The following is a 14,989-nucleotide window of genomic DNA, read 5'->3' on the forward strand; positions in this document are numbered from 1 at the left end:
AAAAAGTGAGGAATTCTTCCTTTTGCCTTTTGCCTTTATTTATTATCTTGATTTTCCTGGGATGGTTCCTCGCCTTCGCGATTCATTTCATCCTTAAAGCCGCGCAAGGTTTTCCCTAGCGCGCTACCTAATTCTGGAATCTTCTTGGGGCCAAAGATTAAAATAGCAGCGATCGCTACCACACCCACTTCCGGCCATCCTAAACCAAACATATCACTCTCCTGTAAAACATCTTAATTTAACTAGGACTTACGCACTGAGGGTTTCAAACGTCGATCCCCCCGCCTGCGGCGACCCCCTTATTAAGGGGGTTAGGGACATCTCTCCGCCCTTTAGCTCCCCTTAAAAAGGGGGTTAATCTCTTAGCCCTCTTAATAAGGGGGCTGGGGGCATCTCTTAGCCCCCCTTTTTAAGGGGGATTGGGGGCATCTCTACGTTTCCTATCAGCTCTCGCTACGAGGTCATTTCCTGACATTGATTGGTAATCCTAACCAATCGCTAAGTTCATAAGCCAGCCAGTCGAGTTCCGGTTCAGAAATGATACCGTTACCGCCAAGCTCATATTTTTGCGTACCTACCCAAATAATAATCTTCTGCCTAACTTGGTCTACATATTTCACTTCCAACTTATTGATATCTTGTTTCGATGCCGAACTCGGATATTTAAACTTTATTCCAAATATCTCATAAATTAGAGAAATTTGTCGCTGATCGAGCCGCAACCTGACTCGGCGAAATAATGCAAACAAAGTCCTCCACAAAGGTAGTATCAGCACCAAAAAGAAAAATTGGCTCATCCAAGGGATAGAGGCAGAAAAGGCAGAAAACAGAACTACAGCCACAAAAAGGTCAACACAGTACAAGAATACCAAATTAAACTTAAATCCCTCTGGATGGAGGAGAATTTCTAAATAATCATTGTCTTTTTTCAAAGAAACTTTGCTACCCGTTGGTTTACTAACAACTAAAAGAGCGATTTCTGGTTCTTCCGGCGGCTTTTCGAGTGTTTGCAGTGCAACGGGCGCAGAAGCTAAGCGGCGGTCTAAACTGGGTTCTATCATCCACCGCAACCATCTGCTAAATGCTGGACTAGGATTGCACGCTTTCTCAAATTGAATGCGTCCATCCTTGTACGGTAAATCTGCGGGATGACTTCCCGTCACCAAAGTAATCAAAGTTGCGCCTAAGCTGTAAAGATCGGATGATGGAACTGCGCGATCGCCAAATTGTTCTGGCGGCATATAGCCATAAGTTCCCACCACTGTAATTGTCCCTCCTTCCTTAGCGGCGAGAGTCTGCACCGAACCGAAATCAACTAAGTAGACTTCGCCAACGCTATTACCAGAACGATTTGTTAATAAAATATTGCTAGGTTTAATATCCCGGTGGATAACGGGAGGCTGACGACCATGCAAGTAAATTAAAATTTCTAAAAGGTCTTTGGCTAGTTGCTTTACTTCGTCTTCGCTGAAAGTACGTCCAGCTTTAAGATGTTCTTCTAAAGAATTCCCATCTACATAAGTTTGGACGAGAGCAAATCCTTTACCTGTGGGTAAATCTAGCTCAAAAAAGTCGAGATAGCGGGGAATAGAAGTATGGGAGATAGTTTTTAAAGTTTCCGCTTCCCGTTCAAATAACTTAAGATTTTCCCATTCAAAATCGTTGCTAAAAGATAATAGCTTGACTACAACTAATTCTTGAGTTTGGTTGTCACGCGCTAACAGCGTTCTTCGTCCAGCACGTTTACCTAGCTGCTGTTCGATTTGGTAGCGGCCTAATACTTCACCCTTCATACTTTTACTATTGTTGTCATTTTTTGTAACAAGAATGAGATTCGTTAAAAAAGAGCGATCGCTATTACACCCACTTCAGCCCATCCTAAACCAAACATACCAGTCTCCGATAAACGATCCATGCCCAAATATAGGAGACTAGCTATCAGATGGAAGAAGCTGCTCGCTTTTAATGGGCCGTATAATTGGCAATTTCAACCAATCACTCAGTTCCTGAGCGAGCCAGTTGAGTTCCGGTTCAGTCATCAACTCATCAGTAACTAACTCATATTTCTGCGTTCCCGCCCAAATAATAACGCGGGGTTTGACCTCAATTTGTCTGCCCCTGTGGCCTGTTGTCAAATATTTTCTGGTGTGTTCCAGCATAGTGATGTCTTGTCTTTGTGCTGGCTTAGGAAAATTGAATTTAAATCCCAATATCTCATAGGTTAAGGTAATTTGCTGCGGATCGAGACTCAGCCGAACACGTCCAAACAACCCAAAGAGAACCTGCCATACCATGTAAATGCCTTGGTACCAAAAAGGTAGAGAGAATAACACAATGAAGAAGTTAATACCGGAAGCTGTAAAGAAGAAGGAACTTGTCCACATTAATATGAAAGAATTCCAAGCGATCGCAAAAAAGCACATCTGTAGAATATTAGAATTGAACCCTGCTGGAGGGATGAGAATTTCTAGAGAATCTGCTTTTTCAGTAACGGAAATTTTGCTACCAGCCGGTTTCCTCACAGTTAAAGGAGCAGTGTCTGGTTCCTGCGGCTGCATGAGGGCTTGCAGTGCTTCCTTAGCAGAAGCCAAGCGTCGATTCAGGTTGGGGTGAGTCATCCGCTTTAACCAATTGATTAAAGCAGGACTGAGATTAGCAGCTTTTTCAAATTCAATTTGTAAGCCATCGGTTTGCGGTAAATCGGCAGGATGTTGACCAGTTGCTAGATATATTAAAGTTGCACCTAAACTATAAAGATCGGATGCTGGAACTGCACGTCCACCAAATTGTTCTGGCGGCATATAGCCATAAGTTCCCACCACTGTAATTGTCCCGCCTTCCTTGGCGGCGAGAGTCTGCACCGAACCGAAATCAACTAAGTAGACTTCGCCAACGCTATTACCAGAACGATTGGTTAATAAAATATTGCTAGGTTTAATATCCCGGTGGATTACTGGTGGTTGACGGCTATGTAAATAATTGAGAATTTCTAAAATTGCTGTAGCAATTTCCTTGATATCTGCTTCGCTAAAAGTTCGTCCAGCTTTGAGATGTTCTTCTAAAGATTTCCCTTCCACATAAGTTTGGACGAGGGCAAATCCTTTGTATGCTGATGAATTTAGCTCGAAATAATCTAAGTAGCGCGGAATAGCCGGATGCGTTAAAGATTTTAAAGTTTCCGCTTCCCGTTCAAATAACTTAAGCTCCTCCCACTCAAAATCGCTGCTAAAAGACAATAGCTTGACTACGACTAATTCTTGAGTTTGGCTGTCACGCGCTAACAGTGTGCGTCTTCCAGCACGTTTACCTAGCTGCTGTTCGATTTGGTAGCGCCCTAATACTTCACCCTTCATATTTTTACTGCTGTCACTGGCCTATACAGGCTGTTATAGCTTTTTTTGTCCCTGACAAGCTGATATTCTTAACCTACCCGTGTCTGCTGCTGGATTATCGTAGTTAAGAGAAAGCAAATTTTAAGAAATGTTAGAAACTTCAAAGTCTTCCCTACGCGAACAACAACACCCTCTAATTCGCCAACTGGCTGACACTATTGAAGCAGTTTGGCACAAACACCTTGATCTTTCACCTTACCAACTACCATCTGAGTTGGGTTATGTGGAAGGAAGATTAGAGGGAGAAAAGCTGACGATTGAAAATCGCTGCTATCAGTCGCCGCAATTTCGTAAAATGCACCTAGAATTGGCAAAAGTCGGCACAATGCTGGATATTTTGCATTGCGTGATGTTTCCTCACCCACAATACAATCTGCCGATGTTTGGCTGCGATTTAATCGGTGGCCGGGGACAAATTAGTGCAGCGATCGCGGATCTTTCTCCCGTCAGCAGCGATCGCTCATTACCCGAAGAATATACTTTTTCCCTTGGGGGACTACCCGCCCCCAATTTCTCTCAACCCCGTGAATTACCCGATTGGGGCGATATCTTTTCGGAATTTTGCTTTTTTGTCCGTCCTGGTAGCCCAGAGGAAGAAAATCAGTTTCTCTCTCGCGTGGAGTCGTTTTTAGAAATTCATTGTCTGAATGCGATCGCAGCCCAGCCAGTAAGTTCTGAAAAACAAGCTGAAATCCTTAACGGGCAACGCTACTACTCTACTAAACAGCAGCAGAATGACAAAACTCGTCGGGTGCTAGAAAAAGCCTTTGGTTTGGAGTGGGCAGAACATTATATGACGACTGTTTTGTTTGACAGCGTTTAGAAAATGTCCGACGTAACAAACTCGCGTCCGCGCAGGCGGATGCGAGTTTGTTTTACCGCACCTGTTTAAGAGGATGTCCCAGAAGTGTCAAAAGTTAGTTTGATCCCCCCAGTCCCCCTTTTAAAAGGGGAAGAATCAAGTCTTAGTCCCCCTTTTTAAGGGGGATTCAGGGGGATCTCCACCCTCTAAGCGTCTCAATTATGACTTTTCAGACATCCTCTAAAAATAGCTTTCACGAACCATTTCAGCCAAAAGAAGACGCAGAAGAAATTTGAGAGAAAAGGGATAATTTCCGGGGAAATTAGAGTTGGTAGGCAATGCCTACGGTACTAAATCTAAAATGTGACGACGCTGCGGATAGATTCGCCGTGGTGCATCAAATCAAAAGCATCATTGATGCGTTCAATCGGCATAACATGAGTAATTAAGTCGTCAATGTTGATTTTACCTTCCATGTACCAATCAACAATTTTTGGGACATCTGTGCGACCTCTAGCACCACCGAAAGCGGAACCTTTCCAAACGCGCCCGGTGACAAGTTGGAAGGGACGAGTGCTAATTTCTTGTCCAGCACCAGCAACGCCGATAATAACACTAACTCCCCAACCTTTATGGCAGCATTCTAAAGCTTGGCGCATGATATTAACATTACCAACGCACTCGAAGCTGTAATCTGCGCCGCCTTTAGTTAAATCTACCAGGTAAGCAACTAAATCGCCTTCGACTTCTTTGGGATTTACAAAGTGAGTCATGCCGAATTTTTCAGCAAGTGATCGCTTACTCGGATTAATATCAACACCCACAATCATATTAGCGCCAACCAGCCGCGCCCCCTGAATCACATTTAAACCAATGCCGCCCAATCCAAACACTACAACATTGGCTCCCGGTTCTACTTTGGCGGTGTTGATAACTGCGCCAATCCCTGTAGTAACGCCACAACCGATGTAGCAAACTTTATCAAAGGGGGCATCTTCACGGATTTTGGCAACGGCAATTTCTGGCAATACTGTATAGTTGGCGAAGGTCGATGTCCCCATGTAATGATGTATCATTTGACCATCAATGGAAAAGCGACTTGTGCCATCAGGCATTACACCGCGTCCTTGCGTGCTGCGAATAGCTTGACATAAATTAGTTTTTCTACTTAGACAGTATTCGCACTGACGGCATTCTGGAGTGTAGAGGGGAATTACGCGATCGCCTTCTTTTAAACTACTCACTCCTGCGCCAACTTCCACAACAACGCCAGCGCCCTCATGTCCTAAAATTGCCGGAAATAAACCTTCAGGATCGGTACCAGAAAGCGTGTAAGCGTCAGTATGACACACCCCACTCGCCTTAATTTCTATCAGCACCTCGCCCGCCTTGGGGCCATCCAGCCTTACTGTTTCAATACTTAAAGGTTTACCCGCCTCAAATGCTATTGCTGCTTTAACGTCCACGCTCGCGCTCTCCTGTCTAATATTGATAAACACAAAGGTAGCGCTGTCGCGCCGCTTCGCTAACGCAAAGCCTCCCCAATCATTTGCGATTACCTTAGCCTACCTTTGCCTTAAAAACTAAAGTCTCGCAACACGCGCTGGGCTGAATTGTAACCCGCCGCACCAATCACAGAACCCGCGGGGTGACAAGCTGCGCTGGCAGAATAAAGTCCCGGTATCGGTGTATTGTAAGGCAACCTGTCAGCAAAACCAAAAGAGTTATCAACGTGATGAATGTGTCCCCGCGTCAAACCAAAGTGTTGTTCTAGCTTCTGGGGATGGAGGGGAAACACTTCTTGAACTAATTGTGACGTGTTGGGGGCGAAGCGATCGCATATTTCCAGCAAATGACTAATATATCTGCTTTCTTCCTCATCCCAAGTTGTACCCTCTAATTCATAAGGCACCCACTGCACAAACAGCGCTGAATTGTGGTGTTTCTCAGCATCCTGCATAGATGGATCGAGGGTAGTGTGAATATACCACTCAATCGCCGGAAAATCTGGGAGGCGACCAGCTTCCACATCAGCGAAAGTGCTACGCAACTGCGGCATCACCTGTGCCTCATCTGGAAGCAGGTGAATTGTAGTGCCGTACTGACCGCAATCTTCAGGCAGACAGGTAAATTTTGGCAATCCTTTGAGACATAAATTCACCTTAAAGGTAGAACCGTCTTTGCGATAATTATCGATTCTGGCGTTGTAATTTGCTGGCAAATTTTCCGCACTAATTAAATCGCGCATTCGGAAGGGATCGGTATTCACAATTACAGTATTAGCAGATATTTCCGTATCATTTTGCAAAACAACGCCTTTGGCAACGCCATTTTCCAGCAGAATTTGCCTCACACCGCATCCCGTTTCTATCTTCGCACCAGCTTTAATTGCCGCATCCGCAAGACGTTGAGTTACTGTACCCATACCGCCTTTAATCATCATCCAAGTGCCGTCGCTACCTGGAAGTCTGCACATATTATGAATTAAAAAATTCATCCCCGTACCGGGAGTATCCCAAGTGCCATAAAGTCCCGAAAACCCATCAGTCACGGCGTACATTGCTTTTAGCAAATCGCTTTTAAACTCAAAGCGATTCAGATATTCGCCTACTGATTTTCGACACAAATCAATGAATACCTGACGCAAAGATGGGCGCAGGTAGCGTTCTGCTGTATCTTCAATTGAAAGCGGTTCTTCTAGCCAAGTTGGTGTAATATCTTCCCGAATCTGGGCAATTTCCTCTTGCAACTTCTGGTTAGCTTTCCAGTCAGCTTCAGAGAAAAATTCGGTAAATTGTTGCTGCATCGCCTCTACGTCTGAACCGAACAGCAGATAACGCTTGTCTGTGGTGGGGAGAAAGTAGTGCGGGTCGCGGCGGATGAGAGGCAAATCTATATCTAAAATTTGCAGGAGTTCCGGCGGCATTAATCCCAGCAGGTAAGCACCAGTTGAAATGTTTAATTGTGGCGCAGTTTGAAATGGTTTTTCTGTACGACAAGCACCGCCAATAACTGCTTTTTCTTCAACTATTAAAACATCAAATTTTTGGCGTGCTAGTAGTAGTGCTGCTACCAAGCCATTGTGACCGGAACCCACGACGAGGACATCAACTTTTTTCATGAGGTCATTGGATTGGGGAATTGGGAATTGGGGATTGGGGATTGGGGATTGGGAAAAAGTCTTACCTAGTCCCTAGTCGCTAGCCCCCAGTCCCCAGTCCCCAGCCCCCAGCCCCTAACCCCCACAAAGAACCTGCCGCATTTTTCGCATATTAGCAGGCAATTCCAATTGCATTGCCTGTTCAATAAAAAGTGACGGTACTGGGATAGTGGGCGTTGCTTGCACAGCATAGGTGAGCAAAGTTCCATCCGCGTAATCTTGCAGACTTAAATCGGCTGAGAAATCAACAAAACTGCCTTTTTCTAAGCGAAACTGAATTTGCTGCTGAACAATTTCAACTACCCTTAGATAAGCCTCAACCTGGATACTGAGAAACAGGAAAGCTTTATTGGCAACTTGATAGAGACGCTTGCAACCTTGATTTAAAGCATCTGGTGGGTGAAGAACCTCCGAACGAATGACATCCGGGAAATAATGCACCCATCGGGGGTAATCTGTTAATTGGGGCCAGATAAGCGATCGCGAAGAAGGCAAATACATTTGGGCTGTGACAGCACCACCCCAAGCAGAATGCTTTCGGGTTTCCAACAAAATCTCGCCTTTTAAAAGCGCCGTTGAGCATCCCCTACTCAGCGGTGAGTCTGAGAAGGCATCCATCGAGTCCGACGGAGAAAGTATACTCATGCTGACTCAGCCACTCCTAGATCATTTTTCCTGAGATTATACTAATTCCATGTCTAGTGAACGTTGCTCTGCCCAAGGGCAATAGTCAAAGCAAATCAGTCCATCTACCGATTATCGCACCCAGTCTCATTCAGGAGTCAACGAAAGTGAGCCGTTCTAACGCCGGAACGTCAATCGTGTTGTATATTTTTGGCATGGCTAGAGCGATCGCATCCACTATCGTGATTCAAAAGAGGGTCAGGTGTTATCCAGCAGATTCCTGAATATGTCATCTGAGCTTTAGCCTTGTTTACAGTCGGTGCTGGTATCCAAAAGTGCCATAAACAGCCTGAGCAGACGTTAACTAATCGTATACTCTGTTTTACCATTTATTTGGTCAAGGAAAGTGAGTCGATCTCCTAATTCCGAAAATCTGATTTCTGCTATTTTTGCTGGTGTTCTAGGGCTAACCGTCGCTGTCTATGTGCTGAGGGGCTTTGGCATTCTCACGTTCTTACCAGGCGGCGTAATTTGGATGTTAATCCTGCTTTCGATTGCTACTGGTATTTTGTTTGGAATTGAGAAAACTAGGCGATACTAGCTCAATTTCTTAATTATTATCAGTATCCAAAAGTACAATTTTTTAATCAATCTTGGGGGCCATGCAGCGCGATCGCATCCTTACATAAACTCCTAGAAGACTTAACAAAAGTTAAAAATTCTCAGGAGAAGTGAATGACAGCCATAGACACCACTACACAGTCCACAGTTTCCATTGTTGAAAGAACTATATCAGCCGTTTTCAAAGAGCGCGAGCAAATTGATAAAATAATTCCCCGCTTGCTGGATCGTGGGGTTTCCCGTGATGACATTTCAATTATCGGCAAAAACTTTCACTCCGAAACCCGGATTACTGGCTTCATCACCAAAAAAGATGTAATCTTAGGTGGACTCAAACAAGGCGGAATCTTTGGTTCCTTATTTGGTTCAGCTCTAGCTTTGCTGACTGGCGTGGGAGTGCTATTCATTCCGTTTGTGGGACAAGTAGTCGCAGCAGGGCCATTGGGTGCAGCGTTGCTGGGTGCAGCTAGTGGAGCGATCGCAGGTGCAGCTGGCGCAGGCTTAGTCTCAGCTTTAATAGCTGTGGGAATGCCAGAAGAAAAAGCCGCTATCTATCAAACCCGCGTGGAAGCCGGAGACTTTCTGTTAGCTGTGGAAGTCCCCGCTGATAAAAGTGGTGAAATTCAGCTACTACTAGAAAGTGCTGGTGGCGAAGAAGTGCATACCAGTGAAACAACATTACCCCGCAAACGTTCTGGACAACTGGAAAACCCCAGCGATTTGTCCCCAGAAGTTCGCTCTCACCTTTCAGAAGACGCTCAAAGAACATTTATCGCCAATTACAATCAAGCTTTAACTGAATCTGGCGATGAATCTAAGGCAGAACATCATGCTTGGGATGTAGTTTCTGAGCAATTTGAACAAGACGAACACGGCTATTGGTCGAAAGGAAAAGCCAAGCTGTAATTTTGTGGGTCTTGAATTCAATTAAGTCTACAGCTACAATCAGCCCCCAATTTACCCAAGGGGAAATTGCACAGTGGTTTCATTTATTACAAGAAAATTTTGTAATGTTGATTTTGGTCGGCGGTAGGGGCTTTTGATTGCCATGCCCCTACAAAATATCGCAATTTTCGATATTTTCTAAGGGTTGTATAAATCACCCTACTGCCTTCAAAAGGGGGGTAAGATTAATAAAATTGCACCAGTATTAATCGAGGCTGGAGCCTGCTGATTAATAAGCCTCTGGAGTTCCGACTTCAGGGGCTTTATCATACAGAAGAATTGTGAGGAAAACAGATAAAATGAAAAAGTATCTATGTAAGATTTGCGGATACGTTTACGATCCCGCAGAAGGCGATCCAGATGGAGGTATCGCACCAGGCACACCTTTTGAAGATATACCCGATGACTGGGTGTGTCCTCTGTGCGGTGCCACCAAAGAGGATTTTGAACTAGAAGAATAGTAGTTAGATATTACCTTTTGATTGTGCAACCTTTACGAGTCGTGGTAATTGGCGGTGGGGCAGCGGGTTTTTTTGGTGCCATTACCTGTGCCAAAGCCAATCCGCGCGCCCAAGTTATTTTGTTAGAAGCAGGGAGACAACTTCTGAGCAAAGTTCGCATTTCTGGCGGCGGACGATGCAACGTCACTCATGCTTGCTTCGACCCCGCCGGATTGGTGCAAAATTACCCCAGAGGCGGAAAAGCTCTGCGGGGTGCTTTCAGTCGGTTTCAAGCCAAGGATACAGTAGAGTGGTTTGCGGCTCATGGCGTAAAGTTGAAAACTGAGCCGGATGGTAGGATGTTTCCGGTTACAGATAGTTCAGAAACGATTGTGAATTGTTTGATTAAGGCAGCAGACGCAGCTGGGGTGGAAATTCGCACGGGGATACCTGTGGCATCGATTTTACCGTTGAATTCTGTTGATGGAATCGAGGCTGAGCCTGGAAACGAGGAGGGGAAAGGGTTTGAGATAGTGTTGAAGTCAAAAGAGAGAATAAATTGCGATCGCATTCTCCTAGCAACTGGCAGCAACATTCAAGGCTACCACTGGGCAAAAGATTTAGGACACACTATAGAACCACCAGTCCCCTCACTATTTACCTTTAACATCCCTGACTCCCGCCTAAAAGATTTGCCTGGAGTCAGCGTAGAAAACGTGCGGCTGCGGTTATTAACTGCCGGTAAAACCCCGCTAGAACAAACAGGGCCATTGCTAATTACCCATTGGGGTGTAAGTGGCCCCGCCGCGTTGAAACTCTCTGCTTGGGGTGCCAGAGTGTTACACGATTGCAAATATCAGGCAACTTTGCAAATTAACTGGCTTCCCCAGTACAATCCAGAAAGCCTGCGGGAAATGCTATTAGCAGTTAAATCCCAACTACCCCAAAAAGCAATTTCCACCAGTTGCCCAGTTCCCCTACCGCGTCGCCTGTGGCAAAGTTTAATTGCTGCTGTTGGCATTAGTGCGGAACAACGCTGGGCAGAACTATCCAACAAAACCCTCAACCAGTTAATTCAAGAACTCACCCAAAGTCAATACCAAATTAAAGGCAAAGGAGTCTTTAAAGAAGAATTTGTCACCTGTGGCGGTGTCACCCTCAAAGAAGTAAACTTCAAAACGATGGAAAGCCGCATTTGTCCCGGACTTTACTTTGCCGGAGAAATCCTAGATATCGACGGAGTAACAGGCGGCTTTAACTTCCAAAATGCCTGGACAACAGCTTACATAGCAGGAAACGCGATCGCCTCCTAACCTTTGTGTGTTCCTCTCTTGTCTGTGCGGTTTATTCTCCTAAATCTCTAGCCACAATGCTCAAATTCAGCGAAATCGTCCAAAAACTCAATGCCACTAACACCAGCCTCACATCCCACAGCGATCGCGATCCAGAAATTACCGGAATAGCCGCAGTCGATGAGGCACAACCAGGCACTCTAAGTTACATCGAAGGTGGAAAATTTGCCGCTTTCGTAGAAAAAACTTCAGCCAGCGCCTTAATTTTATCCAAGGATGAAAAATTACAACAGCAAGCCAGCGATCGCAATATTGCCTGGATAGCTGCATCCGATCCGCGATTGGTATTTGCAGGCGCGATCGCACTCTTCTACAAACCCTTTCACCCCGCCCCCGAAATTCATCCTACAGCGATAATTCATCCCGACGCAGAAATTGGCAACGACGTTTACATCGGCGGTCATGCAGTAATTCAAGCCGGGGCAAAAATTGGCGATGGGGTAGTGATTCATCCCAACGTTGTAATTTACCCACAAGTGGAAATAGGCGATCGCACTGTCTTACACGCCAACTGTAGCATCCACGAACGCACCCGCATCGGCGCAGATTGCGTAATTCATAGCGGTGCAGTTATTGGTGCCGAAGGCTTCGGTTTTGTCCCCACGGCGACAGGTTGGTTCAAAATGGAGCAGTCTGGCTACACCGTGCTAGAAAATGGTGTCGAAGTTGGCTGCAACAGCACCATTGACCGCCCTGCTGTAGGGGAAACTCGTATAGCACAAAATACGAAAATTGACAACTTGGTACATATCGGTCACGGCTGCAAAGTCGGGTCTAACTGCGCGATCGCTGGACAAGCAGGCATGGCAGGCGGCGTAACAGTAGGGAATCGGGTGTTGCTGGCAGGACAGGTGGGGATAGCGAATCAAGCGCATATTGGAGATGGCGCGATCGCTACCGCCAAAGCAGGCATCCACAACAACATTGAACCCGGAGCCATTGTTACAGGTACCCCAGCCATTCCCCACAAAGTATTTCTCAAAGCAGCAGCTATTTACCACCGCCTTCCAGAGATGTATCAAACTCTCAAGCAGCTACAGCGCTTGGCGGAAAAGAAATAATTGCTAATAAGCATATACTACTAAAGCCGTAGAGTGACATATACTCTAACGGCTTTTTCTATATCTTGGGCAGGAACAAAGAGGCGGTTTAGTTTCCAGCTACAGATGGAGTTAATTGGAGGTGTCTGATCGCTATTCTTAGAAGTAAGAGATGAGGAGATTAACACATGAAATTTTCAAACGTTTCCAAATTTGTTAGTGCTAGTGCAATCGCAGCCAGCGTAGCCGTTCTACCCCTAGCCCTACCTGCCGTTGCCCAGACAGGCGATACAACAACTGGCGATACTACTACTACTACTGCCCCCACTACAGGCGTTTACGACACCCAGGAAGATAATGATTTTGATTGGGGTTGGTTAGGTCTACTAGGCTTACTAGGTTTGGGTGGTCTTGCAGGTCGCAAGAACAGCGAACCAGCCCGTTACCGCGACCCCGAAGAAGTTGGTTCTACAACCTATCGTCGTTAAGAAAAAAAAGCGATTTCTTTTGGGTTATTGAGTGATTAAAACTTGGTTTTAGATTTTAGGTTGCTGGTGAAAGAAAGTTCACCAGCAATTTTGCTATTTGCTAATAGCCATTTTGTTTATTGCCATTCGCCATTAGCTTATAGAAACGCTGTAAAACCCACGACTTTTTAAGCGTGGGATATAAGGCAGGTCAGCATAGGTACGGAGCCGACCAAATCACTTGAGCTTTAGTCCTGATTCTTTGAACAAGAGGATAATCTGAGTTCTGATGTAGTCGGCTTCCGATAGTCCATCAGCTTCTGCCAAAGCCCTTACCATTTCTCGCTCTTTTTCGCTAAGACGAACCTGAAAAATATTGCTTCTTGCCATTGCTTTTGTATCCTTTTTGTCATACGATTACCATACAAGAGCGAGAGCGATGTTGGTTCTAGAGTACAAAGTCAAGGCAAAATCCAGTCAATACAAGGCAATTGACGAAGCTATCCGAACGGTACAGTTTGTTCGCAACAAATGTCTGCGTCACTGGATGGACTCTTCCAAAGATGCCAAAATTAATCGGTTTGCTTTGAACAAGTATTCAACACAACTACGCAATGAGTTTCCTTTCGTCAAAGACCTGAATTCAATGGCAGTGCAAGCTGCTGCTGAACGTGGTTGGCTGGCAATCTCTAGGTTTTACGACAGCTGCAAATCTAAGAAGCCAGGAAAGAAAGGATTTCCCAAATTCCAGAAAAACAATCGTTCAGTAGAATATAAAACTTCGGGATGGTCACTCAATCCAACCAAAAGGCGAGTAACCATAACCGATAAGAAAGGGATTGGTACCTTGCGGCTTTTGGGAAAATGGGATATCCATGAGTATCCAGTTAAGTCCATCAAGCGGGTTCGGTTAGTGCGTCGCGCTGACGGGTACTACTGTCAGTTTGCGATTGATGTTGAGTGTATTGATATTCAGCCTCGCACAGGTCAAGAGATTGGCTTGGACGTAGGTTTGGAGTCCTTCTATACCGATTCAAACGGTCATCAAGAACCTAATCCTAAGTTCTTGAGGAAAGCTGAATCTGACATCAAACACGCTCAACGCCGCATCTACAAAAAAGTTAAGGGTTCATCAGGACGCCGTAAGGCAAGCGCTAAGTATTCCAGAAAGCACTTAAGGGTAAATAGGCAACGGAATGAACACGCGAAACGACTAGCGCGTAACGTATGCAAGTCTAACGACTTAGTAGCCTATGAAGACTTAAGAGTGGCAAATATGCTCAAAAATCACTGTCTGGCTAAATCAATTGCTGATGCTAGTTGGTATCAGTTCAGGCAGTGGATTGAACATTTTGCTGCCAAGTTTGGAAGACTGGCTGTTGCGGTTGCTCCCCAATACACTTCACAAGAATGCAGTCGGTGCAAAGTGATTGTCAAAAAATCCCTTAGCACTAGGACACACGTTTGTTCGTGTGGACTGATTCTGCAAAGGGATTGGAACGCGGCTATAAACATTTTGCTTCAAGCAAAATCTACGGTCGGGCAGACCGGAAGTAACGCTTCAGGAGTCGGAACCGCTACTCTGTTTGGGGCAACCCTGGCTGAGCAAGTTCTGACGTTGAATGAAGAATCCCATGTGCTTTAGCCGTGGGAGTGTCAAGTTGTTTGCAATTCATCCAGGCGAGATAACACCTCGGTACTGTGAATCGCTGGGTTTACTCCGGTAAATGTTTCCCGCAGCATTCCCTGTGGATCGACAATGAAAGTATGGCGCATTGAGACAAAGCCAATCCAAGACCCGTAAGCTTTACTTACTTTGCCATCCATATCAGCTAAAAGCGGAAATTTTAACTTTTCAGAATCGCAGAATTTGGCGTGGGAATCCACAGAATCCGCACTCACACCAATGATTTGAGTATTTTTACCCTGGTATTTTGGCAAATCCTGCTGAAATCTGCGGGCTTCCAGAGTGCAACCAGAGGTGAAATCTTTCGGGTAGAAGTAGAGGGTAGTCCTGCATAGTAATGATAACGCCAGTTTTTCATTCTATAGATAAACTGGCGTTATATTCATGAATAAAATACCAAATAGCTCCTATATGATTGGAGAGTTTTTTAGAGAACGAAAGAGTTTTTCTTACCAAACG

At 45.2% G+C, this 14,989-nt stretch carries 15 protein-coding genes and 2 pseudogenes; 8 read left to right on the plus strand and 9 right to left on the minus strand.

The annotated features are described in order from the left end of the window. Nucleotides 1–35: 35 nt before the first annotated feature. The 3 genes from tatA to NDI42_RS24150 form a co-directional block, all read right to left on the minus strand. Nucleotides 36–212 (minus strand): twin-arginine translocase TatA/TatE family subunit, encoded by a 177-nt coding sequence (tatA, locus tag NDI42_RS24140; RefSeq protein WP_190438317.1) that lies wholly within the window; start codon nucleotides 210–212, stop codon nucleotides 36–38. 249 nt (nucleotides 213–461) lie between these two features. After that, on the minus strand, nucleotides 462–1,793 hold the full coding sequence (locus NDI42_RS24145) for a serine/threonine protein kinase (RefSeq protein ID WP_190458673.1): 1,332 nt from the start codon (nucleotides 1,791–1,793) through the stop codon (nucleotides 462–464). A gap of 138 nt (nucleotides 1,794–1,931) precedes the next feature. After that, complete coding sequence (locus NDI42_RS24150; RefSeq protein WP_190458675.1) at nucleotides 1,932–3,353, minus strand: serine/threonine protein kinase; 1,422 nt, start codon at nucleotides 3,351–3,353, stop codon at nucleotides 1,932–1,934. A gap of 127 nt (nucleotides 3,354–3,480) precedes the next feature. On the opposite strand from NDI42_RS24150, the gene NDI42_RS24155 reads away from it, so the two are divergent. Beyond that, entirely contained in the window at nucleotides 3,481–4,215 is a 735-nt protein-coding gene (locus NDI42_RS24155) for a phycocyanobilin:ferredoxin oxidoreductase (protein ID WP_190458677.1), read from the plus strand. A 335-nt stretch (nucleotides 4,216–4,550) separates the two neighbouring features. Here NDI42_RS24155 and NDI42_RS24160 read toward each other — a convergent pair whose 3' ends face one another. The 3 genes from NDI42_RS24160 to NDI42_RS24170 form a co-directional block, all read right to left on the minus strand. Next, nucleotides 4,551–5,660: an S-(hydroxymethyl)glutathione dehydrogenase/class III alcohol dehydrogenase gene (locus NDI42_RS24160; protein ID WP_190458679.1), complete on the minus strand. Its 1,110-nt coding sequence runs from the start codon at nucleotides 5,658–5,660 to the stop codon at nucleotides 4,551–4,553. Nucleotides 5,661–5,770: 110 nt separating this feature from the next. Continuing rightward, nucleotides 5,771–7,315 carry a phytoene desaturase family protein gene (locus tag NDI42_RS24165; RefSeq protein ID WP_190458681.1) on the minus strand — a complete coding sequence of 515 codons (1,545 nt, stop codon included), beginning with the start codon at nucleotides 7,313–7,315 and terminating at the stop codon, nucleotides 5,771–5,773. Nucleotides 7,316–7,429: 114 nt separating this feature from the next. Beyond that, complete coding sequence (locus NDI42_RS24170) at nucleotides 7,430–7,999, minus strand: SRPBCC family protein (RefSeq protein ID WP_190418388.1); 570 nt, start codon at nucleotides 7,997–7,999, stop codon at nucleotides 7,430–7,432. Between the two features lie 385 nt (nucleotides 8,000–8,384). On the opposite strand from NDI42_RS24170, the gene NDI42_RS24175 reads away from it, so the two are divergent. The 6 genes from NDI42_RS24175 (at nucleotide 8,385) to NDI42_RS24200 (ending at nucleotide 12,864) form a co-directional block, all read left to right on the plus strand. After that, entirely contained in the window at nucleotides 8,385–8,579 is a 195-nt protein-coding gene (locus tag NDI42_RS24175; protein WP_190418390.1) for a hypothetical protein, read from the plus strand. Between the two features lie 134 nt (nucleotides 8,580–8,713). Then, nucleotides 8,714–9,505, plus strand: coding sequence for a ChaB family protein (locus NDI42_RS24180; protein ID WP_190458685.1), 792 nt, complete (start codon nucleotides 8,714–8,716; stop codon nucleotides 9,503–9,505). A gap of 338 nt (nucleotides 9,506–9,843) precedes the next feature. Beyond that, the gene (gene rd, locus NDI42_RS24185; RefSeq protein ID WP_190458687.1) at nucleotides 9,844–10,005 is read left to right on the plus strand and encodes a rubredoxin; all 162 of its coding nucleotides are present in this window, start codon (nucleotides 9,844–9,846) and stop codon (nucleotides 10,003–10,005) included. 23 nt (nucleotides 10,006–10,028) lie between these two features. Then, nucleotides 10,029–11,297, plus strand: coding sequence for a BaiN/RdsA family NAD(P)/FAD-dependent oxidoreductase (locus NDI42_RS24190; RefSeq protein WP_190458700.1), 1,269 nt, complete (start codon nucleotides 10,029–10,031; stop codon nucleotides 11,295–11,297). 56 nt (nucleotides 11,298–11,353) lie between these two features. After that, complete coding sequence (gene lpxD, locus NDI42_RS24195) at nucleotides 11,354–12,397, plus strand: UDP-3-O-(3-hydroxymyristoyl)glucosamine N-acyltransferase (protein ID WP_190458689.1); 1,044 nt, start codon at nucleotides 11,354–11,356, stop codon at nucleotides 12,395–12,397. A gap of 167 nt (nucleotides 12,398–12,564) precedes the next feature. Then, nucleotides 12,565–12,864: a WGxxGxxG family protein gene (locus NDI42_RS24200; protein WP_190458691.1), complete on the plus strand. Its 300-nt coding sequence runs from the start codon at nucleotides 12,565–12,567 to the stop codon at nucleotides 12,862–12,864. Nucleotides 12,865–13,080: 216 nt separating this feature from the next. On the opposite strand, the gene NDI42_RS24205 is transcribed toward NDI42_RS24200, so the two are convergent. Next, entirely contained in the window at nucleotides 13,081–13,233 is a 153-nt protein-coding gene (locus NDI42_RS24205; RefSeq protein ID WP_190458693.1) for a plasmid mobilization protein, read from the minus strand. A gap of 49 nt (nucleotides 13,234–13,282) precedes the next feature. On the opposite strand from NDI42_RS24205, the gene NDI42_RS24210 reads away from it, so the two are divergent. After that, nucleotides 13,283–14,488 (plus strand): RNA-guided endonuclease InsQ/TnpB family protein, encoded by a 1,206-nt coding sequence (locus tag NDI42_RS24210; protein WP_190458695.1) that lies wholly within the window; start codon nucleotides 13,283–13,285, stop codon nucleotides 14,486–14,488. An 11-nt stretch (nucleotides 14,489–14,499) separates the two neighbouring features. Here NDI42_RS24210 and NDI42_RS24215 read toward each other — a convergent pair. Together NDI42_RS24215 and NDI42_RS24220 are read right to left on the minus strand one after the other, a co-directional pair. Beyond that, nucleotides 14,500–14,850 (minus strand): annotated as a pseudogene (locus NDI42_RS24215) (peroxiredoxin); the annotation flags it as partial. Nucleotides 14,851–14,884: 34 nt separating this feature from the next. Next, a pseudogene (locus tag NDI42_RS24220) lies at nucleotides 14,885–14,989 on the minus strand (IS1 family transposase); the annotation flags it as partial.

It is taken from the genome of Funiculus sociatus GB2-C1, assembly GCF_039962115.1.
GTDB lineage: Bacteria > Cyanobacteriota > Cyanobacteriia > Cyanobacteriales > FACHB-T130 > Funiculus > Funiculus sociatus.

What these genes read in the sequence shown, in the direction of transcription:
- NDI42_RS24200 (WP_190458691.1), top strand. Translation starts at nt 12,565, where the DNA reads ATGAAATTTTCAAACGTTTCCAAATTTGTTAGTGCTAGTGCAATCGCA.
- lpxD (WP_190458689.1), top strand. Translation starts at nt 11,354, where the DNA reads ATGCTCAAATTCAGCGAAATCGTCCAAAAACTCAATGCCACTAACACC.
- NDI42_RS24210 (WP_190458695.1), top strand. Translation starts at nt 13,283, where the DNA reads ATGTTGGTTCTAGAGTACAAAGTCAAGGCAAAATCCAGTCAATACAAG.
- NDI42_RS24180 (WP_190458685.1), top strand. Translation starts at nt 8,714, where the DNA reads ATGACAGCCATAGACACCACTACACAGTCCACAGTTTCCATTGTTGAA.
- NDI42_RS24170 (WP_190418388.1), bottom strand. Translation starts at nt 7,999, where the DNA reads ATGAGTATACTTTCTCCGTCGGACTCGATGGATGCCTTCTCAGACTCA.
- NDI42_RS24165 (WP_190458681.1), bottom strand. Translation starts at nt 7,315, where the DNA reads ATGAAAAAAGTTGATGTCCTCGTCGTGGGTTCCGGTCACAATGGCTTG.
- NDI42_RS24155 (WP_190458677.1), top strand. Translation starts at nt 3,481, where the DNA reads ATGTTAGAAACTTCAAAGTCTTCCCTACGCGAACAACAACACCCTCTA.
- NDI42_RS24150 (WP_190458675.1), bottom strand. Translation starts at nt 3,353, where the DNA reads ATGAAGGGTGAAGTATTAGGGCGCTACCAAATCGAACAGCAGCTAGGT.
- NDI42_RS24205 (WP_190458693.1), bottom strand. Translation starts at nt 13,233, where the DNA reads ATGGCAAGAAGCAATATTTTTCAGGTTCGTCTTAGCGAAAAAGAGCGA.
- rd (WP_190458687.1), top strand. Translation starts at nt 9,844, where the DNA reads ATGAAAAAGTATCTATGTAAGATTTGCGGATACGTTTACGATCCCGCA.
- NDI42_RS24145 (WP_190458673.1), bottom strand. Translation starts at nt 1,793, where the DNA reads ATGAAGGGTGAAGTATTAGGCCGCTACCAAATCGAACAGCAGCTAGGT.
- tatA (WP_190438317.1), bottom strand. Translation starts at nt 212, where the DNA reads ATGTTTGGTTTAGGATGGCCGGAAGTGGGTGTGGTAGCGATCGCTGCT.